This window comes from Pseudomonas abietaniphila, assembly GCF_900100795.1.
Taxonomy (GTDB): Bacteria; Pseudomonadota; Gammaproteobacteria; order Pseudomonadales; family Pseudomonadaceae; genus Aquipseudomonas; species Aquipseudomonas abietaniphila.
On sequence record NZ_FNCO01000003.1, the window covers coordinates 482,704 to 503,464 of the forward strand.

The 20,761-nt window shown below is 57.0% G+C and carries 23 protein-coding genes and 1 tRNA gene; 11 read left to right on the top strand and 13 right to left on the bottom strand.

The window, feature by feature from the left end:
• Positions 1 to 90 precede the first annotated feature (90 nt).
• Positions 91 to 993: a helix-turn-helix transcriptional regulator gene (locus tag BLS87_RS08940; protein ID WP_074752115.1), complete on the bottom strand. Its 903-nt coding sequence runs from the start codon at positions 991 to 993 to the stop codon at positions 91 to 93.
• Positions 994 to 1,315: 322 nt separating this feature from the next.
• Here BLS87_RS08940 and BLS87_RS08945 point away from each other — a divergent pair, with 322 nt between their 5' ends.
• The 5 genes from BLS87_RS08945 to BLS87_RS08965 all read left to right on the top strand — a co-directional run bounded on the left by BLS87_RS08945 (position 1,316) and on the right by BLS87_RS08965 (position 5,929).
• Complete coding sequence (locus BLS87_RS08945) at positions 1,316 to 2,659, top strand: MFS transporter (RefSeq protein ID WP_074752116.1); 1,344 nt, start codon at positions 1,316 to 1,318, stop codon at positions 2,657 to 2,659.
• Positions 2,660 to 2,837: 178 nt separating this feature from the next.
• On the top strand, positions 2,838 to 3,533 hold the full coding sequence (locus tag BLS87_RS08950) for a fumarylacetoacetate hydrolase family protein (protein WP_074752117.1): 696 nt from the start codon (positions 2,838 to 2,840) through the stop codon (positions 3,531 to 3,533).
• Positions 3,534 to 3,594: 61 nt separating this feature from the next.
• The gene (locus BLS87_RS08955; RefSeq protein WP_074752118.1) at positions 3,595 to 4,359 is read left to right on the top strand and encodes an SDR family oxidoreductase; all 765 of its coding nucleotides are present in this window, start codon (positions 3,595 to 3,597) and stop codon (positions 4,357 to 4,359) included.
• Between the two features lie 32 nt (positions 4,360 to 4,391).
• Positions 4,392 to 5,345, top strand: coding sequence for a 2-hydroxyacid dehydrogenase (locus tag BLS87_RS08960; RefSeq protein ID WP_074752119.1), 954 nt, complete (start codon positions 4,392 to 4,394; stop codon positions 5,343 to 5,345).
• Positions 5,346 to 5,467: 122 nt separating this feature from the next.
• A complete protein-coding gene (locus BLS87_RS08965; RefSeq protein WP_074752120.1) occupies positions 5,468 to 5,929 on the top strand; it encodes a hypothetical protein in 462 nt (153 codons plus the stop codon).
• Between the two features lie 6 nt (positions 5,930 to 5,935).
• Here BLS87_RS08965 and BLS87_RS08970 read toward each other — a convergent pair whose 3' ends face one another.
• A complete protein-coding gene (locus BLS87_RS08970) occupies positions 5,936 to 6,835 on the bottom strand; it encodes a LysR family transcriptional regulator (protein ID WP_074752121.1) in 900 nt (299 codons plus the stop codon).
• A gap of 167 nt (positions 6,836 to 7,002) precedes the next feature.
• Between BLS87_RS08970 and BLS87_RS08975 the strand changes: the two genes are divergently transcribed.
• Together BLS87_RS08975 and BLS87_RS08980 are read left to right on the top strand one after the other, a co-directional pair.
• Positions 7,003 to 7,647 (top strand): hydrolase, encoded by a 645-nt coding sequence (locus BLS87_RS08975; protein WP_074752122.1) that lies wholly within the window; start codon positions 7,003 to 7,005, stop codon positions 7,645 to 7,647.
• A gap of 136 nt (positions 7,648 to 7,783) precedes the next feature.
• Positions 7,784 to 8,470, top strand: a complete 687-nt coding sequence (locus BLS87_RS08980) for an energy-coupling factor ABC transporter permease (RefSeq protein WP_074752123.1) — start codon at positions 7,784 to 7,786, stop codon at positions 8,468 to 8,470.
• A gap of 405 nt (positions 8,471 to 8,875) precedes the next feature.
• Here the strand turns inward: BLS87_RS08980 and yacG are convergent, their stop codons facing one another.
• The 7 genes from yacG to BLS87_RS09015 all read right to left on the bottom strand — a co-directional run bounded on the left by yacG (position 8,876) and on the right by BLS87_RS09015 (position 14,846).
• The gene (gene yacG / locus BLS87_RS08985) at positions 8,876 to 9,079 is read right to left on the bottom strand and encodes a DNA gyrase inhibitor YacG (protein WP_062378727.1); all 204 of its coding nucleotides are present in this window, start codon (positions 9,077 to 9,079) and stop codon (positions 8,876 to 8,878) included.
• Positions 9,079 to 9,711 carry a dephospho-CoA kinase gene (gene coaE / locus BLS87_RS08990; RefSeq protein WP_074752124.1) on the bottom strand — a complete coding sequence of 211 codons (633 nt, stop codon included), beginning with the start codon at positions 9,709 to 9,711 and terminating at the stop codon, positions 9,079 to 9,081. Before coaE ends, yacG begins: the two co-directional genes overlap by 1 nt.
• Positions 9,708 to 10,580 (bottom strand): prepilin peptidase, encoded by an 873-nt coding sequence (locus BLS87_RS08995; protein ID WP_074752125.1) that lies wholly within the window; start codon positions 10,578 to 10,580, stop codon positions 9,708 to 9,710. The genes coaE and BLS87_RS08995 overlap by 4 nt, the downstream gene beginning before the upstream one ends.
• Before the next feature lies 1 nt (position 10,581).
• Positions 10,582 to 11,799: a type II secretion system F family protein gene (locus BLS87_RS09000; protein WP_074752126.1), complete on the bottom strand. Its 1,218-nt coding sequence runs from the start codon at positions 11,797 to 11,799 to the stop codon at positions 10,582 to 10,584.
• A 2-nt stretch (positions 11,800 to 11,801) separates the two neighbouring features.
• Complete coding sequence (gene pilB / locus BLS87_RS09005; RefSeq protein ID WP_074752127.1) at positions 11,802 to 13,496, bottom strand: type IV-A pilus assembly ATPase PilB; 1,695 nt, start codon at positions 13,494 to 13,496, stop codon at positions 11,802 to 11,804.
• A 206-nt stretch (positions 13,497 to 13,702) separates the two neighbouring features.
• Positions 13,703 to 14,164, bottom strand: a complete 462-nt coding sequence (locus BLS87_RS09010) for a pilin (RefSeq protein WP_074752128.1) — start codon at positions 14,162 to 14,164, stop codon at positions 13,703 to 13,705.
• Positions 14,165 to 14,354: 190 nt separating this feature from the next.
• The gene (locus BLS87_RS09015; RefSeq protein ID WP_074752129.1) at positions 14,355 to 14,846 is read right to left on the bottom strand and encodes a tetratricopeptide repeat protein; all 492 of its coding nucleotides are present in this window, start codon (positions 14,844 to 14,846) and stop codon (positions 14,355 to 14,357) included.
• 104 nt (positions 14,847 to 14,950) lie between these two features.
• On the opposite strand from BLS87_RS09015, the gene BLS87_RS09020 reads away from it, so the two are divergent.
• Positions 14,951 to 15,026, top strand: a tRNA-Thr gene (locus tag BLS87_RS09020).
• A 527-nt stretch (positions 15,027 to 15,553) separates the two neighbouring features.
• Here the strand turns inward: BLS87_RS09020 and BLS87_RS09025 are convergent.
• Positions 15,554 to 15,979: a hypothetical protein gene (locus BLS87_RS09025; RefSeq protein ID WP_074752130.1), complete on the bottom strand. Its 426-nt coding sequence runs from the start codon at positions 15,977 to 15,979 to the stop codon at positions 15,554 to 15,556.
• A gap of 13 nt (positions 15,980 to 15,992) precedes the next feature.
• Positions 15,993 to 16,286: a hypothetical protein gene (locus tag BLS87_RS09030; protein ID WP_074752131.1), complete on the bottom strand. Its 294-nt coding sequence runs from the start codon at positions 16,284 to 16,286 to the stop codon at positions 15,993 to 15,995.
• A gap of 430 nt (positions 16,287 to 16,716) precedes the next feature.
• Here BLS87_RS09030 and BLS87_RS09035 point away from each other — a divergent pair, with 430 nt between their 5' ends.
• The 3 genes from BLS87_RS09035 to BLS87_RS09045 all read left to right on the top strand — a co-directional run bounded on the left by BLS87_RS09035 (position 16,717) and on the right by BLS87_RS09045 (position 18,512).
• A complete protein-coding gene (locus BLS87_RS09035; RefSeq protein ID WP_143024339.1) occupies positions 16,717 to 17,307 on the top strand; it encodes a hypothetical protein in 591 nt (196 codons plus the stop codon).
• Positions 17,308 to 17,692: 385 nt separating this feature from the next.
• Positions 17,693 to 18,214: a YecR family lipoprotein gene (gene yecR / locus BLS87_RS09040; RefSeq protein ID WP_074752133.1), complete on the top strand. Its 522-nt coding sequence runs from the start codon at positions 17,693 to 17,695 to the stop codon at positions 18,212 to 18,214.
• A 10-nt stretch (positions 18,215 to 18,224) separates the two neighbouring features.
• Positions 18,225 to 18,512: a pyocin activator PrtN family protein gene (locus BLS87_RS09045; RefSeq protein ID WP_074752134.1), complete on the top strand. Its 288-nt coding sequence runs from the start codon at positions 18,225 to 18,227 to the stop codon at positions 18,510 to 18,512.
• 4 nt (positions 18,513 to 18,516) lie between these two features.
• On the opposite strand, the gene BLS87_RS09050 is transcribed toward BLS87_RS09045, so the two are convergent.
• Both BLS87_RS09050 and nadC read right to left on the bottom strand, forming a co-directional pair.
• Entirely contained in the window at positions 18,517 to 19,248 is a 732-nt protein-coding gene (locus BLS87_RS09050; RefSeq protein WP_074752135.1) for a hypothetical protein, read from the bottom strand.
• 395 nt (positions 19,249 to 19,643) lie between these two features.
• Positions 19,644 to 20,492 carry a carboxylating nicotinate-nucleotide diphosphorylase gene (gene nadC / locus BLS87_RS09055; protein WP_074752136.1) on the bottom strand — a complete coding sequence of 283 codons (849 nt, stop codon included), beginning with the start codon at positions 20,490 to 20,492 and terminating at the stop codon, positions 19,644 to 19,646.
• Positions 20,493 to 20,761 lie beyond the last annotated feature (269 nt).

Sequence of the window (20,761 nt, forward strand, 5' to 3'; positions counted from 1 at the left end):
TCGATGGTATTGGCCTCTCGCGAATGAATTCGCTTCCACAGATCTCTCATGGGCCATTCGTACGTGGCCAAGGCGCCGTATTGACTTCGCCTACAGATCCCGCTGCTTGCGAAACTGCCCAGGTGGCATGCCATGGGCGTGGCGGAAGCGGCGGGAGAAGTAAGCCTCATCGGCGAACCCGCACAGCCTCGCGACTTCACCCACGGGTTTGGAGCCATTGAGCAGCAGCGTGCGCGCCAGGTGCATGCGTCGTTCCAGTACCAGTTCACTGAAGGTTTTTCCGACCTCTTTGCGCAACCAGTGCGTCAGGTAATTGGGCGAAAGAAACGCCGCCGATGCCGCTTTTTTCAGGCTCAAATCCGGGTCGCTGAGGTTCTTGCGCACGTATTCCGACATGCGCGCCAGTGCGTCGCGGCGGCTGCGTTCGGCCGCATTGTCGTCGGCCAGCAGTTTGATGGGGTCGGCATAGAGCGCGCACACCGTACCGATCAGTTGCAGCAAGCAGCCCTTCAGAATTTCCCGGGTGCCGAACTGACGGTTCTGGTCCAGAGCGCGCATGCGGTCGAGCAGGCGCTGAATTTCCGCGAAGTTTTCGACATCGAGGGTGAAGTCCAGGTGCTCCTGAAAGCGGAAAGGTGACAGTTCAGGCGCAAGGGCGATCGCGACGTCTTCCAGGTCCAGCGGATCGCACTGCAGCTGTGGGAGCAGGAAGGTCTGGGCGAAGTTGATCAGCAGGAAGTTGCCTTCCGGAGGGTGCGGAATCAAGTGCAACTTGTGCGGCAGGATGAACGCCAGCGTGTTGCGCGGGAAGGGACGAACGACGCCGCCGATGTGCTGCACGGTATCGCCGCCCAGGTTGATCTGGATCTGGAAATACTCGTGGCGATGGGGCGCGGTTTCCGGTTTGCCTTCGGTCTTGCCACGGATATAAAAATCCGGCCGCTCGCTGCGTTGCTGCATGCCGTACGTGGGGACGCGGTTGGCAGAGTCCATCATGGGGTCCTCGCTGTTCTGCTTTTTATTGTCAGTTGTCCTACGACTTCATTCAAAACCTTTCTGCTGCGCGCTGCTATTTTTTTTGTCCAAAAAAACCAGCGGTGGATCAAAAAAATAAGCCGCTCTAGATCAGGCCTTGCGTGAATTTTCGATCTCGTTTTGACGGCATCAGCTATCCCGAAATTTCTTGGACAAATCATTAGCCCACTGCGTTGAAATCCAAAAACGTTCTAAGCAGCGCCTTGTTTAAAACCGGTCGTACGATAACTTAGGGATGCGCTTCATCACTCGATTCCAATAAAAACAACGAGGAATTCTCATGTCGAGCAATCCTGATATTCAGGCGATCGACGCCACTGTGGCCGCTCCCGCGGCAGCAGCGCCGGCCCGCCTGTCATCCCATCGTCGCTGGTTCATGCTCTCGCTGTTGCTGATCGCCACGATCATCAACTACGTGGACCGGGTCAACATCTCCATCGCAGCGCCTTTCATGGCTAAGGACCTTGGCCTGGATAAAGTCCAGATGGGCCTGATCTTCTCCGCCTTCGCCTGGACCTACGCCTTCGCACTGGTGCCGGCCGGTTTCATCGCCGACCGTTTCGGTTCCCGACTGACCTACGGCGCGTCGTTGATCTCCTGGTCTGCTGTCACGGTATGCCAAGGGATGGCAGGTGGCTTCGCCTCGCTGTTCGGGCTGCGTCTGGCCATCGGCGCCATGGAGGCGCCTGCATTCCCGGCCAACAGCCGCGCGGTCACCGTCTGGTTCCCGGCGCGTGAGCGTGGCATGGCCAGCAGCATCTACGTCTGCGGTCAGTACCTGGGCACGGCGCTGTTCACGGGTTTGCTCCTGTGGCTGGCGACCACCTATGACTGGCGCCACGTGTTCTACAGCACGGGCATCGTCGGCATCCTGTTCGGTATCGCCTGGCTCTATCTCTACCGCGATCCGCTGAACTGCAAGAAGGTCAGCAAGCAAGAGCTCGATTACATCGAAGCGGGCGGCGGTCTGGTCAAAAGCAGTCAGGACAAAAACACATTCAAGTGGGCGCAAATTGCCGAGCTGCTCAAATATCGCCAAGTCTGGGCAATCTGCATCGGCAAGTTTGCGAGCACGTCGGCCCTGTATTTCTTCCTCACCTGGTTCCCGACTTACCTGATTGAAGAGCGTCACCTGACGATGGTCAAGGTCGGTATCTTCGCTGTGCTGCCGTTCATTGGCGCCACTGTCGGTGTACTGCTGGCAGGGTTCATTGCCGACTGGATGATTCGTCGCGGGGTGTCGCTGTCCTTCGCTCGCAAACTGCCGTTGGTGGTGGGTTCAGCGCTGGGCATGTCGATCATGCTGGTCAATTTCACCGACTCCAACGAAGTCTGCATCGCGTTGCTGACCATCGCCTTCTTCGCACAAGGCATCGCGTCGTCTTCCTGGGCGGCAGTGTCTGAAGTCGCACCGAAAGAGCTGATCGGTCTGACAGGCGGCATCACCAGTCTGGCCGCAAACATCGGCGGCATCGTGACGCCCATCGTCATCGGCCAGATTCTTCACCTCACGGGCAATTTCGCCTGGGCCTTCTGGTTTATCGGCGGCATGGCTTGCATCGGAACGCTGTCCTACTCGCTGTTGCTGGGCCGTATTTATCGGATCGAACTCAAGGCGAAGTAAACCTCAAGCATGTGTGTGTGACTTTCTGCCGTACTGGGCAAGGGCGTACGTGAGTACGCCTTTTTTATGCCTGAATGATTGAGTTTTTTAGTCCAGCGCGAACACGTTTTTGTCCAACTTTGGGGTGTTTTGATCCCGTAGTCTCTGGATGAAAGGCCTCGGGCCATGAGGAAATGCCATGAGCAACTTTGTATTCGAACCCACGCGTATTGCCAGTCTACCGGTCAGCGGCAGTGATGCGCGTTTCCCCGTCGCTCGCGTGTTTTGCCTGGGGCGAAACTACCACTGGGGCGATGCGCAGAATGCCGTGCGTGAAGTGCCCGCCTATTTCATGAAGCCCGCCACCTCGGTGATCGACGCCATGGGCGAACTGGCATTTCCAACGCAGACCCAACAGTTCTGCCACGAAATCGAACTGGTCGTGGCCATTGGCAAAGACGGTTTTGAGATCAGCGAAGAGCAGGCACTTGACCACGTCTGGGGTTACGCCGCGGGCCTGGACCTGACGCGCCGCGATCTGCAAATGGCCGCGAAGGCCGTCGGCAATCCATGGGAGCCGGCCAAGGCATTCGACGGTTCTGCGCCCATCACCCCGATCTTGCCTGCGAGCCGCGACGGCCATCCGAGGCAGGGCGCGATCTGGCTCAGCGTCAACGGTGTCGAGCGCCAGCGCTCTGACCTCGAAAGCCAGATCTGGTCGGTCAGCGAAATCGTCAGCCAGCTTTCTCATTCGGTCAGCCTGCGCGCGGGTGACCTGATCATGACCGGCACACCGCCAGGCGTCGCATCGCTGGAAGCGGGTGACGTGATCAACGGCGGCATCAGCGGGATCGGCGAATTTGAAGTACGAATCGGCAGCCGTCCTGCTGACTGACCCCTTTTGAACACACAGCACTCAGACGAGCAGCACTCAGACGAGCATCAGGAGAACAACAATGACTGAACAATCCCTTCCGAAAATTGCCTTGGTGACGGGCGCAGGCAGCGGGATCGGCCGCGCCGTGGCGCTGGGTCTGCTGGAAGACGGTTACAAAGTGGTGGTGACTGGACGTCGCATCGAGCCACTGGAAGAGCTGGTTGCCTTGGCGCGGGAACAAGGCGGCGAAGCGCTGGCGGTGTCCACCGACGTGCGCGATCCGGCCAGCGTCGACGCGCTGTTCGCGACCATCGAAGAGGTCTACGGCCGACTCGACGTGGTGTTCAACAACGCGGGCGTCAACGCCCCTGCCGTGCCGATGGATGAGCTGCCGGTGGGGAAGTGGCTGAGCGTGATCGACACCAACGTCACCGGCGTTTTCCTGTGCAGCCGTGGCGCCTTCGGCCTGATGCGCAAACAGTCGCCGCAGGGTGGCCGGATCATCAACAACGGTTCGATCTCCGCGCACGTTCCGCGTCCGTTCACCGGCCCTTACACCGCCAGTAAACACGCCGTCCTGGGGCTGACCAAAAGCCTGGCGCTGGACGGTCGCGAGTTCAACATCGCCTGCAGCCAGATCGATATCGGCAACGCGTTGACCGAGTTGTCGGTACGCATGACCAAAGGCGTGCGTCAGGCCAATGGCTCGATTGCGGTCGAGCCGATGATCGACGTCAAACACATCGCCGACGCGGTGCGTTACATCTCCGCGCTGCCGCTGTCGGCCAACGTGCTGAACATGACCGTCATGGCCACCAACATGCCGTTCGTGGGCCGTGGTTGAACCCGTCTGAATCCGATATGAGCGAGACTTCGATGAAACCTGAAATCCTCCAGCTAAGCCCGATTCTGATTCCGGACGTCAACGCGAAGCTGAACGCGCTGTACACCGTACGCCCTTATTTTCAGCAGACCGACAAGGCGGCGTATTTGCGTGAACATGGCCCCAACATCCGTGGCGTGGTCACCGGCGGCCATACCGGCATCAAGCGCGAGGTGCTGGAGCAGTTGCCGAAGGTGGAAGTGATCGCGGTCAATGGCGTCGGCACTGACGCGGTGGACCTGGGCTATGCCCGTGATCGCGGCATTCGTGTCACCGCCACCATCGGCGCACTCACCGAAGACGTGGCCGACCTTGCGATCGGCCTGCTCATCTCCGCGTGCCGAGGGCTCGGAACGGGAGATCGTTATGTGCGTTCCGGCGAATGGGCCAGGACTGCAACGCCGTTGGTGCCACTGCCGCTGGCGCGCCAGTTCAGCGGCATGCGCATCGGCATTGTCGGGCTCGGGCGGGTAGGGCGTGCGGTTGCCACGCGTGCGGCGGCGTTTGGCTGCCCCATCAGCTACACCGACCTCAACACCATGAGCGATGTGCCGTACACCTTCGTCAGTGACCTGGTGGAGTTGGCGCGTCAAAGCGACGCCTTGATCGTGGCGGCCGCCGCCGACAACGCCAAGGGCATCATCAACGCCAAGGTGCTGCAAGCCTTGGGCGCGGAGGGCTACCTGATCAACGTGGCGCGGGGCAGTCTGGTGAACGAACCGGACCTGATCGCAGCGCTGGAATCCGGATCGATTGCCGGTGCCGGGCTGGATGTGTTCGTCGAAGAGCCGAACGTGCCGGACGTGTTGTTCGGCCTTGAAACCGTGGTGCTGCAGCCTCACCGTGCCAGCGCGACCGTGCAGACGCGCACGCGCATGGGCGAAATGGTGCTGGCGAGCCTCGCGGCGGTGCTTGCGGGCCAAGAGCCGGTGGGCGCCGTCGCTTGAAGGGTCGGTTGAGAGGGGGTTGATCGTGTCGGCTGCGCAGGGCTTCAACGGTTTGCGTAGCCGGATAATCAGCTAGAATCCGCGACACGGTTTTTCCCTATCTTTGTCGCGGGAGCGCTCGCTTGAAACTCTGGACCCTGCTGTTCATCGCTTTGCTTCCTTTCGCCGCCAATGCGGTGGAAGTCGGCGACACACTTGCCCCCTGGACCTTGCTCGACCAGTACGACCAGCCCTACACGTTCGGCAACGATGCGCAGATTCTGTTGGTCGCGCGCAGCATGGACGCGGCGAAAATCGTCAACGGTGCATTGCAGGACACGCCCAAGACGTTTCTTGAGTCGCGCCATGCGGTGTTCGTCGCCGACATCCAGAAGATGCCGGCCATTATCGCGAAAATGTTTGCCGTCCCTGCGATGCGCGCCTATTCCTATCGCGTGATGCTGGATCGCGAGTCACGCGTCGTGCCGCGCTATTCCGGCGATGTGGATAAGGTGCTCATGCTCAAGCTGCACAACGGCAAGGTCGTCAGCCAGGCGCAGTTCGACAGTTCAGAATCCCTGCGTGGCGCTCTCACACAGCCCTGAGTCGCCTCAAAAGCCAGCGGTGCCCAGCGCCAGTTCCGCCACCAGAAAATCAATGAACGCCCGCGTTTTCATCGGCACCCGGCGTGCCGATGGATACACCGCATTCACCGAAATCGCGGGCGCCTCCCATTCGCACAGCACTGGTTTCAATCGCCCGTCGGCCACGGCCCGTTCGACGATGAAGTTCGGCAGCAACGCGATGCCCATTCCCGAGACAGCCGCTTGCGCCAGGATGTCCCCGTTGTTCGCGTGCAACGGCCCGCTCACGGTCACACGCTGGGTTTCCTTGCCGTTGCACAATTGCAGGCTGATGCCGCTCTGCAGATAGCCGTAACTCAGGAATTTGTGGTTGCTCAGGTCCTTTGGCGACTGCGGTACGCCCTCTTTGGCGAGATACGCCGGGGAGGCGACCATGACCCGTGGCGCTGGCGCCAACGCGCGCGCGACCATTGATGAGTCCGGCAGGCTGGCGATCCGGATCGTCACGTCAAACCCGCCCTTCACCGGGTCCACCTGCTGGTCACTCAACACCACTTGCAGTTCGACGTTGGGGTGACGCTCGTTGAACAGCGGGATCAGCGGGCCCAGGCGGCTAAGCCCGAAAGACATTGGCGCGTTGACACGTAACACGCCCCGAATCTCACCCATCCCGGTACGCGCTCGCTGTTCGGCCTCGTCCAGAGAGGCGATGACATCACGACAGGCGTCGTAGTACTCGGCGCCTGCTTCTGTCAGGTGCAGGCTGCGCGTCGTCCGTTGGAGAAGCTGTACGCCAATGGCTTCCTCCAGTGCCTGAATCTGTTTGCTGACTTTCGAGCGTGGTACGTCCAGCGCACGGGCGGCCGCGGCAAAGCCATTGGCGCCGACGGTGGCGACAAAAGCACGCATGCATTCGATACGGTCCATTAACGTCCCTAATATGGAAACAATGAGTCTCAATTCTATGGGATTGTTCCAAGGTCGACCAGTCCGTACATTTACTCCCAAGCCAGCAAGCAAACAGCTCAACGGGCAGACCCACGAGCCAGAGCGGCTAACCCCTACTGACTTTTCGACATCTAAAGGAACATGCCATGTCTATCCGCGAACTGCTGAACCCAACCAACTCTGCTCTGATCCTGATCGACCATCAGCCGCAAATGGCCTTCGGCGTGCAGTCGATCGATCGTCAAACACTGAAGAACAACACGGTCGGCCTGGCCAAAGCCGCCAAGATCTTCAACGTACCGACGATCTTCACCTCGGTTGAAACCAAGAGCTTCAGCGGCTACATCTGGCCTGAACTGCTGGCGGTACACCCGGAGCAACAGCCCATCGAACGCACCTCGATGAACTCCTGGGAAGACAAGAAGTTGGTAGAGGCGGTCAAGGCGACCGGCCGCAAGAAACTGATCATCGCAGCACTGTGGACCGAGGTCTGCCTGAACTTCCCGACGCTGGACGCCCTGGCTGAAGGCTACGAGGTGTACATCGTCACCGACGCCTCGGGTGGCACGACCAAAGAAGCACACGACATGTCGGTGCAGCGCATGATTCAGGCGGGCGCGGTCCCCGTGACCTGGCAACAAGTCCTGCTCGAGTTCCAGCGCGACTGGGCACACAAGGAAACCTACGAAGCGGTCATGCAACTGGTCCTGGAGCACAGCGGCGCTTACGGCATGGGTGTCGACTACGCCTACACCATGGTTCACGGCGCACCGCAGCGTAAGCTCGACTGATCTGCAAAAAAGTTGATCACTGAAGCACCCGATCGGGCGAATAAATACGCTCCATCGGGTGTTTTTGGTTTGGACACGCAGACTGTTTTAGCAGGAGTAGACTGCTTCTTATCCGAACCCAGAAGAGCCCTTCATCATGATCGGAACCCAAGTGCTCACCTCGCAAACCATGATCCTCGCCTGGTTCTTTTATGTGCCCCTGCTGCTGTGGGCGGTGTGGCGCTGTCCTTGGGTTGAACTATTCAGCGATACGCGACGCCAGCACCTGCTGTTCGGCACGGTGTTCGCGTTGTTTCTGCTGTGGTTGATGCGCCGGGACTTCGACACCGGCGTTTCGTACCACCTCCTGGGCATGACCGCCGTCACCTTGTTGCTGGGCTGGCCGTTGGCGATCGTCGGCGGGTTGATTGCTCAGCTTGGGCTGTTGGCGATGGGGCGTCAGGACTTGGCGTCGCTTGGGGTCAACGGTCTGTTGTTGGTCGTGATGCCGGTGTTGATCACCGAAGGCTGCTCGCTGATTGTCGAGCGAGCCCAACCAAAAAATCCGTTTACCTACATCTTCTGCTCAGGATTCTTTGCCGCGGCACTGGTCGCGCTGGCGTGCGTATTGGTCGCCATGGGGGTGCTGTGGTTCGACGGGCTGTTTGCGATGCCGGAATGGCTGGGAGATTTCATCGGCTATCTCTGGCTGATCATCTTCCCCGAGGCCTTTATCAACGGGATGATCGTCACCGCCCTGGTGGTGTTCTGCCCCGAGTGGCTGGAAACGTTCAACCGCACGCGTTACCTGTCCGAGCCGTGGAGCGATGATGGGGATACTTAAAGTTCTTTGGACGCAAGCCGGCTTGCTGCGAGCTGCAATCGGGCGAATGCGATATGTCAGATACTGACGCCACGCATTACCTGTGGGAGCGAGCTTGCTCGCGAATGCGGTATGTCTTACACATCATTGGTAACTGACCCACCGCATTCGCTGCCCTCGTAACCTCGGACGTCTCCTACAGGGTCCGAGTTGTCAGTGAGCGGGTCGTCAGTCAGTCGGGGATTCGATCAATGCTGCCGTGGATCGAAATCACCGGGAAGCAACTCGCATTACGTGTAGGAGCCGGCTTGCTGGCGAATGCGGTACGTCTTACACATCATTGTTAACTGACCCACCGCATTCGCTGCCCTCGTAACCTCGGACGTCTCCTACAGGTCCTAGGTCGTCAGTCTGTTCTGGGCTCGATCAATGCTGCCGCGGATCGAAATCACCCGAAAACAACTCGTCCTCAGCGTCTGGCGCCACGGGAATCGCATGTTCTTCCGACGCCCAGGCGCCCAGGTCGATCAGCTTGCAGCGGTCCGAACAGAACGGCCGGAATTTGCTCTCCGGCGTCCATTCCACCGGGGCTCCGCAGGTTGGACAATCGACGGTCATTGGTTGGCTCATCATTGGCCTCCACGCAAAGTTAGATAAACGTGATGCAGTCGCTCGACCTCGCTTTTCAGCCAGGCCGGGTCGCTGTCATTGACGATCACATCATCGGCGCGGCTTAGACGTTCCTCGCGGCTGGCCTGTGCCTTGAGAATCGCCCGAACCTGCGCTTCGTTGGTCTTGTCACGCAGCACTGTGCGTTCGATCTGCACCGCCTCGGGCACATCAATCACGAGCACGCGCTGGACCATCTGATGCTGCGAAGTCTCCAGCAGCAGCGGCGACACCAGAATCGCATAAGGCGATTGCGCGCGGGCCAGGTACTGCTTGATCTCCTCGCGAATCAACGGGTGCAGCAAACCTTCCAGCCAAGCCCGCTGCTGCGGATCCTTGAAGATCAGTTCGCGCAACGCTGCACGGTTCAGCGTGCCGTCGGTCTGCAACACGCCCGCGCCGAAGTGCTCGGCAATTTGCGCGAGGGCAGGGCGCCCCGGCTCCACCACCCAGCGGGCCGCGTTATCGGCGTCCACCAGATGAATGCCCAGGTCGACAAAGCACTGCGCAGCCGCACTCTTGCCACTGCCAATGCCGCCAGTGAGGCCAAGAATCCAGGGTTTTGTAGCGGGTTGTGGTTCGGAAGCAATCATCTGAAACCGGCGATCTGCAAATACGAAGTCGTTATTTGATCACCCCAGAGCAGTGCGATCCACCCCGCGATGGCCAGATAAGGACCGAAGGGGATCGGCGTGCTGGTTTCGACGTTGCGCATGCGCAGCAAAATCAGGCCCAACACTGCACCGACAATCGAAGACAAAAGAATCGTCAGCGGCAAAATCTGCCAGCCGCCCCAGGCGCCAAGCATCGCCAGCAACTTGAAATCGCCGTAGCCCATGCCTTCCTTGCCGGTGATCAGCTTGAACAGCCAAAACACACACCACAACGCCAGATACCCGAAGACCGCGCCCCACAACGCATCGGTCAGCGAAGCAAACAGCCCGAAGGCATTGACGATCAGCCCCAGCCACAACAGCGGCAGCACAATCGCATCGGGCAACAGCTGGTGATCGGCATCGATCAGGCTCATCGACAGCAAGCCCCAACTCAACAGCAACACCGCCCCCGCTTGCCACCCAAACCCGAAATGCCACGCCACAAACGCTGACATCAATCCACAGGCAAACTCCACCAACGGATAACGCTTACTGATCGGCGCCTTGCAGCTCGAACACTTGCCGCCGAGGAACAGATAGCTCACCACCGGCAGATTCTCCCACGCACGGATCTTGTGAGCGCAGTGCGGGCAGCGCGAATGCGGGAGGATCAGGTTGAAGGTTTCGGTTTGCGGCTCGGCAGGCAGCTCAAGCACTTCCCGCGCCTGAACTTTCCAGTCGCGCAGCATCATCTTCGGCAGGCGGTAAACGACGACGTTGAGGAAGCTGCCGACGAGCAGGCCTAAAACGAGGGTGCATAAAATGAAGGCCAGCGGGGAGCTGGCCAAGAGGTCGAGGAGGGACATGTTAAACCGCGTTTCCGAGCTGGAAGATGGGGAGGTACATGGCGATGACGAGTCCGCCGACGATGACGCCAAGAACCGCCATGATGATCGGTTCCATCAGGCTGGTGAGGCTATCGACCATGTTATCGACTTCGTCTTCATAATACGTCGCCACTTTATCCAGCATCGAATCCAGTGCGCCTGACTCCTCGCCAATGGCGGTCATCTGTACCGCGAGCATTGGGAACACGCCAGTACTGCGCATGGAAAAGTTGAGCTGCATGCCTGTTGATACGTCCTGCTTGACCTTTTGCACCGCGTTTCTGAATACGACGTTCCCAGTTGCTCCTGCTACCGAGTCAAGCGCTTCAACCAGTGGTACGCCTGCCGCAAATGTGGTTGCAAGTGTCCGAGCGTACCGGGCAACAGCTGATTTAAAGAGAAGTGGACCTACCACAGGAACTTTGAGCAGTGCTCGATCAAGCCAGTTTCGGAATTTCTCCGAGCTTTTGTACGCTCGCTTGAACAGTATGAAAGCTAATATCAACGCAGCCAGAATGATGTACCAGTAACCCTGAACGGCCTCGGAAAGTCCAACGACCATCAGCGTGAACGCCGGCAGCTCGGCACCAAATCCAGCAAAAATGGCCTGAAATTGCGGCACCACTTTAATCAGCAGAATACCCGTAACGATAAAGGCGACAACGACGACCGCGATGGGATAAGTCATCGCTTTCTTGATCTTTGCTTTCAAGGATTCTGTCTTTTCCTTGTAGGTGGCGACACGATCAAGCAACGATTCCAGAGCACCTGCCTGCTCACCCGCGTCCACCAGGTTGCAGAAGAGGTCGTCAAAATATTCGGGTTTTTTTCTTAGTGCGGTTGCGAAGCTGTGCCCTGCGGCGACTTCTTGTTTGATATCGTCCACGAGTTTCTTCATGTTCGGATTATCTGCACCCTCGCTGATGATATCGAACGACTGCAACAGGGGGACGCCAGCCTTCATCATGGTTGCCATTTGACGGCTGAAGAACGCAATGTCCAGCGGCTTTATCTTTTTGCCTTTACCAAAGATGGACGCGGTCTTTTTCTTGACCTTGGTTGGGTTGATGCCTTGCTTGCGCAGTTGTGCTTTCACCAACGCGGGGTTATGGCCGTTGAGTTCTCCGGTAATCTTGGTGCCTTTTTTATCGAGCCCTTCCCAAGCATAAACGCTGACTTTTACTGCTTTAGTCGCCATGTTCAGTCCTTGGTCACTCGATTGATTTCCTCAAGGCTGGTCAAGCCTTGCATGGCTTTCATGAGGCCTGAAGTACGTAGATCGTTGAAACCGTCCTTTCGCATCTGTGCAGAGATGTCCAGCGAATTGCCTTCTTCCATGATGATACGTTCCAGCGCGGGCGTGCTTTTCACGACCTCATAAATGCCTACACGGCCCTTATAGCCAGCGTTGCACTGCTCGCATCCGACCGGGGAGTACAGCTTGAAAGATCCGATTTTTTCCTCAGGGAAGCCTTCGGCGATCAAGGTTTCACGAGGGATGTCGATTTCCTTTTTGCAAAACGTACATAGCTTACGGGCCAGGCGCTGAGCGATGATCAGATTGATAGCCGTCGCAATGTTGAACGCTGCAACGCCCATATGATGCAAGCGCGTCAATGTCTCCGCAGCGCTGTTGGTGTGCAGGGTGGAAAGCACCATATGGCCGGTCTGAGAAGCCTTGATCGCAATTTCTGCCGTTTCCAGATCTCGAATTTCACCGACCATGATGACATCCGGGTCCTGTCGAAGAAATGCACGCAGCGCTTGAGAGAAGTCCAGCCCTTGGCGAGGATTGACGTTGACCTGGTTGATGCCCTCCAGGTTAATTTCCACGGGGTCTTCGGCCGTTGAGATATTGATGTCTGGCGTATTTAAAATGTTGAGACCGGTATACAACGACACCGTCTTGCCAGAACCCGTCGGCCCCGTGACGAGAATCATCCCCTGCGGCTTGCGAAGCGCTTCCAGATACAACTCTTTCTGGTCGGCCTCGTACCCTAGCGCGTCAATGCCCATCTGAGCACTGGTGGGGTCGAGGATACGCATCACAATTTTCTCTCCCCACAAGGTGGGAAGAGTGTTGACGCGAAAATCGATCGCACGATTTTTTGAAATTCGCAGCTTGATACGACCGTCTTGCGGTTTGCGACGCTCAGAGATATCCAGCCCTGCCATCACTTTCAGGCGCGCTGCGATACGGCCAGCCAACTGCGTTGGCGGCTTGGCAACCTCATGAAGGATGCCGTCTGTGCGCAGTCGTACGCGAAAAATCTTTTCGTAAGGCTCGAAGTGCAAGTCGGAGGAGCCGAGACGGATGGCGTCCATCAGCATCTTGTTGACGAACCGTACGACCGGCGCATCGTCGACGTCTTGAGCGCCAATCAGCGTCTCTTTGCTGTCGTCAACGGTCTCGATCTCAAGACCGAGATCGACATCAGCCATTTCCCCTAACCCGCTGTGGGTGTCGAAGAATTTATCGATCGCGCTCGTGAGCTTCTCGTCCTCCACCAGGATCGCTTCGGTGTTCAGGCCGGTGCTGAACTGGATATCGGTAATAGCCTGGTGATTGGTAGGGTCAGAAATTCCGACAAAAAGCTTGTTGCCCCGCCGCCACAGAGGAAGCGCACAATGTTGGCGAACCAGCTTTTCGCTTACGAGGCCTTTGGGCTGGGCCTCTTTGTCCAGCGTATTAAGGTCTAGAAACGGAATGCCGAACTGGTCCGAAGCCATTTCAGCCAGAACGAGGCTGTTAACGAGTTTGTTTTGAACCAGATAGCTGACGAGAGAAAGCTTGTCCCTGCGCGCCTGTTGGTAAGCCTGCTGAGCGGCTTTTTCAGTGAGCAGTTCGGCCACGACCAATTGCTTGGCCAAACCGGTTAGAACAACATCAGTCATAACACCACCAGACGCTTACAGTGGTTGGTTTATAGCGCAGTCTGGCGCCGATTCCAATCGTGGGCATTTTAAAGCGACTCCCTGATTGCAACGGTAATTGTCCAGAGCGGGCAGGCGGTCTTGTCAGCAACAAAAACGCCCCACCAGGTGGGGCGTTTTTGTTCATGACGCTAGCTTCGAGAGTTATCTCAACTCTCAAATTTCTGTTACGACCCGCTGCCGCCGCTGCAAGCCTTCGGCAGGTATTTCTGAGCCGCGTCAGACGTGCAAGTCCACGTGTTCGACCCTGTGTCAGCATTGCCCAGAGTCAATTTCAGCTTCGCGCCCTGAATGCCTTTCGATGCTGTAGTCGAACTCATCAGCGCTTCGATAGTGCAACCACCCGAAGCAGCTGCGGTGCCAGCAGTCGTTACGGAGGTAACGTAGTTGCCCTTGATGTCCGTTGCAGTCGCGATGCCGTTTGTGCCGTTAGTTGGGCAAGAACCGTCCTGGGCGAACACTTCAGTGACGTTGGTCTTGAGGCCGCTTGCCAGTGTCAGCGCTTCCGTCATCTGGGAGCGAGCAATGTAATCCTGATATGCAGGAATAGCGATCGCAGCCAATATGCCGACGATGGCTACAACGATCATCAATTCGATGAGCGTAAAACCCTTTTGAACCGACTTCATAAATCATTCCTCTGGTTGGGATTTTGGCGTCCGGTGAAGTGCGAGCAATTCATGTGCCATTGTTGTCAGCTGCTTGTTTCGGGCAGATAAGTGGGCAGCACATTGATGGCGGCAGGGCGATTGAGTCCTGAGTCAGCAGTTGGCACAGCTAAATTAATGCCAGCTAACGGATGGCACGCAGGTGAATGGGTCATTCAACGGGTGGCAGCTCTAATGAGCGCCAATCAATGAACGGCCGGAGTCCTTTCAGTTGTGTGCGGGCGATGATGTGCCCATGGGTAGCCGCACGGGCGATCCACATGATTCCGGCGTCTTCATCTACATCGACCCCTATACCCTCGATATAGCATTTGCCCAACAACTGCATGGCGTCGGCATTCTCTTGCTCCGCAGCGGCTCGCCACCAATAGACGGCCGCTCGGTGGTTTTCCAGTTCGCTGTACATAAGCCCCGCATCGTTCTGCGAATCAGGATCCCCTGCGTCTGCAGCCATCAACATCGCCAAGGTGCTGTCGTCATGCGGCAAAGCGACAAACTCTCTGGCTGCGTTGATCGAGATGACGGTGCGGCCTTTTGGGTCTGTTCCTTTCTGAAAGGACGGATTGTCAGAAATTCTCCGCCACCAGGTACGCCGGCTGCTGTCGCCGATTGCAATCAAGGCTTCAAGGCTGATTAACGTCACTTCTTCCCTCGAAAATCTGAAAAATCCCAAGCGTCATGCGCAGAGATCAGCATGGTGGTGCCGCTGATTGCTCTTGTAGATGGCTGCTGATAATTTAAGTCTACGCCGAAATAGCTCAGTCGGTAGAGCAGCGCACTCGTAACGCGAAGGTCGTAGGTTCGATTCCTATTTTCGGCACCAAACACGCTTCATCAGATTTACCGCAGTTCTCTCCTGTTCGACCGAAACCTCAGTAGACAGCCAGCCCCGCAAAGGCGGGGTTGTCTTTTGTTGCGTTCGGTTCCTTTTCGTCATCACTCGGGTTAGTCGTAGTCGTATTCGTAGGTAAGTCGGCCGTTCGATCTTGGTTTCACGCAGAACTCACGCACTGATCGCACCGAGCCGGATCTGCGTGAAGATTCCAGGCGGTTGCGGATTTCTCCGACAAGCGCGCCGATGTAGTGCTTGCCCAGATCGTTCGACTGGAGGAGTGGGAGCAGATCGCTGGCCGGCTCAGACAGTCCCTACGGAAAGCCGAGGTAACGCCCGACGATCAGGCCGATTTTGCTCTGTCGTTGAATGTCGGCGTCGACGCAGAGCTCAAGCTAATCAAGGCCGAGCGGTAGGCTTACGGTATCGACGATTCGAATCATGAAGAACCGTATGAGGATAGGCTGGCGCGGCTACTCGCAGACCCGTAGCTATAAGGCGGAAACTAACAGCTTCGGTTAACCATATTGGTGCTGATGCCATCCGTTAATCTGGATTGCGTCGACGAACTCGATAAATGCAACTTTGAACTCGGTACTCATGCCCTGTGAGCTGCTCCGTCCGCCGACAAAGGCAAACCCGGCCAGTGAGGAAAGCACCACGGCCACAACCGGTAATACTTTCTCAATGTTTTCCCGCGACACTCCGGATGGAGTATGCCCGTCAAGCCGTACTTGGTCTCGTTCGGGATCAAGTGCGGTAAACCTCAAGTAGCTTTTGAGAAATGTGTAGTCAGAAACCCAGTGCTCTACCGTTCTTCTATCAGGCCTCTTGGGTATGCAGGCTAAGTCATCGAGCTGCTTGAACGACTGCTCCCACGCTGCGATTTCCCTATCCCCGGTCTCGATGAACGTCAGAGCGGGGTTTCGGTTGGTAGGAAACATCGATTCGTAGAGCTCATGCCTGCGGTAAAAAGACGACCTGTTGATCTGCCTCGATGCCATCCAACCACTCATTGAAAGATTCGACGTGCATGCGATATAGCTGCTGGCGGCCACTCAAGGCCGAATCGAAAGATTGCTTCTGAACAGCACTCGCGGCGCGCCAGGCCGCATACGCCGCTACTGCCGTCGCGACGGTGGAAATAACCGAGAAATAATCGATCAGTCGAAATTCGTCGGCCAGCGCCGCACCGAAAGCAGCGTACGAGAAAAGCGCGCGAGCGACGAAAAGCCCACGCACCCCGTCCAAACAACACGATCCATGATTGTCCCTCGGTACAGTTGAGGAGCGCAGAAGTATGCCAAACGCATGAGTTTCCGTCATTGGTATCCATGTCGGGTATCCATCTGATATCCGCGCCGTTCAGCCTTTCCGGTACGAAAGGTACGAAGCCTAGGCGTGTTCGTTCCAGGATGTGGAGGGGGGAAATACAACACTGCTGTATTCAAAGACAACACCCCTGCGCGTGAGGCCGCGCGGTGCGCAGTGAATGTACGCAGATCGGTAGGCAAGATCTGCGGCTGAATTGCGCGCCGGGAGTTAACACCATTAACACCCCGACGCGTTAGAGCGATTCAGGCTTCATGGTGGCGTCAGTCCATAGGACATGAAGCTCTGCTGATCATTCACGGCTAAGATAGCTAGCCAAAAGACTGGAAATTATATGGTGGTAGGGAGCATGAGAGAGAAGGACCTAGCGGGCGAAAATGCACGCCTTGTAGCTGAGAATGAAGCTCTGATTGCAGAGGTGAAGATACTTCAAGGTAAGCTCGCCCTGCTTACGGCTCATAACTCCTTGGCTCAAGGTATGCGGGGTGAGTGGTTAGTTTCCGAGTCGATCAACGGCACGATTACGACACACAACGCAGGGCACGACATTTTGACGGCTGGAGGCCTACTAAAGCTCGAGATCAAGTACTCAGCCCTCAATGTCGCGGTGCGACGCCTCGGATCGGGTGGTTCGCCGACGCTGCGATGGGCATGGTCGAAGCCAATGGGAGAGTCGAGTAAAAAGACTTATGACCGTCTGATTTTGGTCGGCGACAAAGACCCAAGATTTTTGGATCAATATCAGGACAAGGCCAGCCCATATGTCTTTTTTGATGTTCCCTTTGATGAGATCGTACCATTGACCGTCCAAACTAATGGGGGGAAATATCGTTCGATCCAGCTGACGACTAATCCTAGGACGGCGAAGTCATCAGCCAGCTCGTTGTTTACAAAATATCAGGTATCGATCGATGAGCTAAATGCGCGTTACGGCCTTTGAAGTACTCTTGAATTGGATACTGTTTAGAATGAATCTGCGGTCTGAACACTCTTCCTCTGCTCAATGGCGGCCTGACTGGCATGACTTCAAATGCCTCGGACGGTTCTGTTCCGGGTACACCATCCACCAGGCGTTAAAAAGCTGAATGCTCTCTGGAAGTGATTCCTAGGGGTGGAGAACAACTGGCGGGCTTGGTCCAGATTTAGCCGACGGCCTGCGACTCAGGTTTCCAAGACGAAGGTTGCCAAGGAGGTTTCCACGCTCTGGCAACCTATGCTCCCATCAGGGGCGGAATTATTTGTCTGCTGATAGTTGCCGTCACAGCGATACGCTTTGATATATTCCGCCGACATTTTTTGCCCCCTCCCACCACAAGGATGTCCAGATGCGCGCAGTCTTGATCGCTGGCTTGTTCGTTTCGCTTGCTGCCTGCTCCACTCACAAGGATTTCTACGCAACAGGCGGAAGCCGCGCGGACGGCGTTATCGATGTGGCATACGACTTCAATAGCCTGGAAACGCCGGTGGTCGACAACAATCAGGCGTATACCATCGCCAAATCCAAATGCGCGTTGTGGGGCTATGCCGACGCCGAGCCGTTCGGTGGGAAGACGCAAACCTGCCAGGCGCGGCGAGGCTTTGGCGAATGTTCGGCCTGGCAGGTTTCGATCAAGTACCAGTGCCTTGGCAATCTTGGGCAGGTGTCGCAGCCAGTGAACTATTTGGGGTATAGCACGCCGGTGGCTCCTGCCCCGGTACGTGCCCCATCCTATGCACCAAACCCCGCCGCTGCTGCGCAACCGATGAGCAAGGAAGATTTCCAGCGTGAGCAAGTACAGAAGCTGATGCAGGAGAACGTCTCGTACGAGGAGTATCAGCGGCGGTACCGGATGATCATGGGGCAGTAATAGTGATTCGATGAAAACGCTATTCCTACTTATGGCCCAGTATGATGGCCAGGTCATCATTCCCTTGGAGCGGATCTGCTCCGACTACTTCACTCACCTGACGCCAGAAAAGCTGAAAAGCAAAGTCGCCGCCGGCGCGGTCGATCTGCCGATCGTCGCCTTGGAGCAGAGCCAGAAGTCAGCCCGAGGCGTACACGTAAACGATTTTGCCGATTATCTGGACGCACGACACGAATCCGCGAAGGCGGAGCATGAGCGACTGATGGGGCGAGTGCCGCTGGCCGGTAGGCTGAAATAGCCAATTAACCTTGTTGAGTAATCATCGCCACGACCTGTTGGCCAAGCTTAGGCAGAGCATCTGGAGATACTCCAGCGGTAATAGCCATAGCGTTTGCGATCAAACCGACGACGTTCATTACTTTTTGGCCGACAGAGGTTCGCAATGCGTCCCCGTAGTCTCTGTCTACAAATGCATGCCCGACCAAAAGCTCGATAGAGTCGATGACAGGTACAGAGCCGCTGATGACGTACTGATCGAGCGCAGTTAGGATCTTTTGAATGGACTTCACCAGATACTCGACCACCTTCGGCTCCAGCCCGCTTGCGAGGACATCCTCCTTCACTTGATAAAGGGCGTCTTTGAACTTTTGGAGTTGCTCAAGGGGCATGGGTTTTGCGGACATTGGCTCAAGCAGGTCCGCTGCCATTTGTAGGTAGTAGCTTGCTTGGACAGGATAATGCTGTTTGAAGGTATCGATGTGAGCGTTAATGGCTTGGCTGAAGAAGGCAGTGTTAATCCACCCGAGCCATTCATCTGTCTGCGACTTTATCGCGGGGATTTTCTCGTTCATCAACGCAGCCACTTCGGTAGCGGCTTTGATCGTTTCCCCTATCCCGATCATCAGCTTGGCTTGGTCCGCGCTGTCAATTTGCAGGGCGTCGGCCCACACATGTCGTGCTGATGAGGAGCCTTTGGCGCTGATGATGACTTGAAGCACAGCGTTGAGACGTGATGCTGGGTTTTCTGAGGCCATGATCACTTCCATAAGATGCGGCACTTTTAGGCGCCTCACATTATCGTGAAACCTGCCGCGCGCAAATGTCCTCTCAACAGCGCATTTGCTTACGGCAGATTGTGGTTTAGGTATATGTTTAGGTATACGGATGTGGGTTATCTGGTGCTGATGCATCAATAGATGCTGGTCGAAAGTCGTGTTGGTCGATTCCTATTTTCGGCACCAGAAGCACAAAAAGCCCGGTCTTCAAGACCGGGCTTTTTCGTTTCTGGAGGGTTCGACATCCTGTAGGAGCGCGCTTGCCCGCGATTGCGGTGTGTCTGACAACACTGAGGGTGAATGACCCACCGCAATCGCGGGCAAGCGCGCTCCTACAGGTTTGCGGTGTTCGTGAGTCGGCGCGACGGCGTCCGTCAAACGCTCAGCCGCATCGACAGATCCACGGCCTTCACATCCTTGGTCAGCGTGCCAATCGAGATGTAATCCACGCCGGTCTCGGCGATGGTGCGCAGTGTGGCATCGGTGACGCCGCCGCTGGCTTCGAGTTTGGCTTTGCCCGCCGTGAGGCGGACGGCTTCGCGCATGTCGTCCAGGCTCAGTTCGTCGAGCATGATGATGTCGGCGCCGCCGTCGAGGGCTTGTTTCAGTTCGTCGAGGCTTTCGACTTCGACTTCCACTGGTTTGCCGGGCGCAATCTTGTGTGCAGCGGTGATGGCTTCGGCGATACCGCCGCAGGCGGCGATGTGGTTTTCCTTGATCAGGAAGGCGTCAAACAGGCCGATTCGGTGGTTATGGCAACCGCCGCAGGTCACGGCGTATTTCTGCGCCAGTCGCAGGCCCGGCAGGGTTTTGCGGGTGTCGAGCAGTTTGACCTGGGTGTCGGCGACCATGTCGGCGTAATGCTGGGCGCGAGTGGCGACGCCTGAAAGCATTTGCAGGAAGTTGAGCGCGCTGCGCTCGCCCGTCAGCAGCGAGCGGGCGGGGCCTTCGAGGTGGAACAGCGGTTGATTGGGTTTGACCCGCTCACCGTCGGCGACTTGCCAATGCACCGCGACGCGCTGATCCAGCTGACGAAAAACGCTGTCGACCCAGGCTGTGCCCGCGATGACTGCAGCATCGCGGGAGATCACGGTGGCCTTGGCCAGGCGCTCGGCGGGAATCAGTTGCGCGGTGATGTCGCCACTGCCGACGTCTTCAAGCAACGCACGGCGTACGTTGGCTTCGATTTCAGCGGTCAGCGTGGCAAGACGTAGATTCGGCATATCGGGCTCCACTTACTAAGTGCCCGGAGTATAAGGCAGTCGACTGTACCAACCCACCTGCACCGCATCACCCGTTTGAGTGTATCGGCTGCACTCTGTCGGTTTTTTCGCTTCTCGTGCGACAGAATGCGATTTTCGTGGTCTATCGCTGCACATGCTTCTTCGTCCCCTCCTATTATTTCAATCAAGGCGAAGAGTCCGCTGGCGAGCGGGCCGCATTTAAAACATAATTCGCCTTGTATTTGACGTCATAGCTTTGACGTTCCGCC

Excerpts from the sequence above, each read along its gene's own strand:
- BLS87_RS08940 (WP_074752115.1), bottom strand. The coding sequence starts at position 993 with ATGGACTCTGCCAACCGCGTCCCCACGTACGGCATGCAGCAACGCAGC.
- BLS87_RS08945 (WP_074752116.1), top strand. The coding sequence starts at position 1,316 with ATGTCGAGCAATCCTGATATTCAGGCGATCGACGCCACTGTGGCCGCT.
- BLS87_RS08950 (WP_074752117.1), top strand. The coding sequence starts at position 2,838 with ATGAGCAACTTTGTATTCGAACCCACGCGTATTGCCAGTCTACCGGTC.
- BLS87_RS08955 (WP_074752118.1), top strand. The coding sequence starts at position 3,595 with ATGACTGAACAATCCCTTCCGAAAATTGCCTTGGTGACGGGCGCAGGC.
- BLS87_RS08960 (WP_074752119.1), top strand. The coding sequence starts at position 4,392 with ATGAAACCTGAAATCCTCCAGCTAAGCCCGATTCTGATTCCGGACGTC.
- BLS87_RS08970 (WP_074752121.1), bottom strand. The coding sequence starts at position 6,835 with ATGGACCGTATCGAATGCATGCGTGCTTTTGTCGCCACCGTCGGCGCC.
- BLS87_RS08975 (WP_074752122.1), top strand. The coding sequence starts at position 7,003 with ATGTCTATCCGCGAACTGCTGAACCCAACCAACTCTGCTCTGATCCTG.
- BLS87_RS08980 (WP_074752123.1), top strand. The coding sequence starts at position 7,784 with ATGATCGGAACCCAAGTGCTCACCTCGCAAACCATGATCCTCGCCTGG.
- yacG (WP_062378727.1), bottom strand. The coding sequence starts at position 9,079 with ATGAGCCAACCAATGACCGTCGATTGTCCAACCTGCGGAGCCCCGGTG.
- coaE (WP_074752124.1), bottom strand. The coding sequence starts at position 9,711 with ATGATTGCTTCCGAACCACAACCCGCTACAAAACCCTGGATTCTTGGC.
- BLS87_RS08995 (WP_074752125.1), bottom strand. The coding sequence starts at position 10,580 with ATGTCCCTCCTCGACCTCTTGGCCAGCTCCCCGCTGGCCTTCATTTTA.
- BLS87_RS09000 (WP_074752126.1), bottom strand. The coding sequence starts at position 11,799 with ATGGCGACTAAAGCAGTAAAAGTCAGCGTTTATGCTTGGGAAGGGCTC.
- pilB (WP_074752127.1), bottom strand. The coding sequence starts at position 13,496 with ATGACTGATGTTGTTCTAACCGGTTTGGCCAAGCAATTGGTCGTGGCC.
- BLS87_RS09010 (WP_074752128.1), bottom strand. The coding sequence starts at position 14,164 with ATGAAGTCGGTTCAAAAGGGTTTTACGCTCATCGAATTGATGATCGTT.
- BLS87_RS09025 (WP_074752130.1), bottom strand. The coding sequence starts at position 15,979 with ATGTTTCCTACCAACCGAAACCCCGCTCTGACGTTCATCGAGACCGGG.
- BLS87_RS09035 (WP_143024339.1), top strand. The coding sequence starts at position 16,717 with ATGAGAGAGAAGGACCTAGCGGGCGAAAATGCACGCCTTGTAGCTGAG.
- yecR (WP_074752133.1), top strand. The coding sequence starts at position 17,693 with ATGCGCGCAGTCTTGATCGCTGGCTTGTTCGTTTCGCTTGCTGCCTGC.
- BLS87_RS09045 (WP_074752134.1), top strand. The coding sequence starts at position 18,225 with ATGAAAACGCTATTCCTACTTATGGCCCAGTATGATGGCCAGGTCATC.
- BLS87_RS09050 (WP_074752135.1), bottom strand. The coding sequence starts at position 19,248 with ATGGCCTCAGAAAACCCAGCATCACGTCTCAACGCTGTGCTTCAAGTC.
- nadC (WP_074752136.1), bottom strand. The coding sequence starts at position 20,492 with ATGCCGAATCTACGTCTTGCCACGCTGACCGCTGAAATCGAAGCCAAC.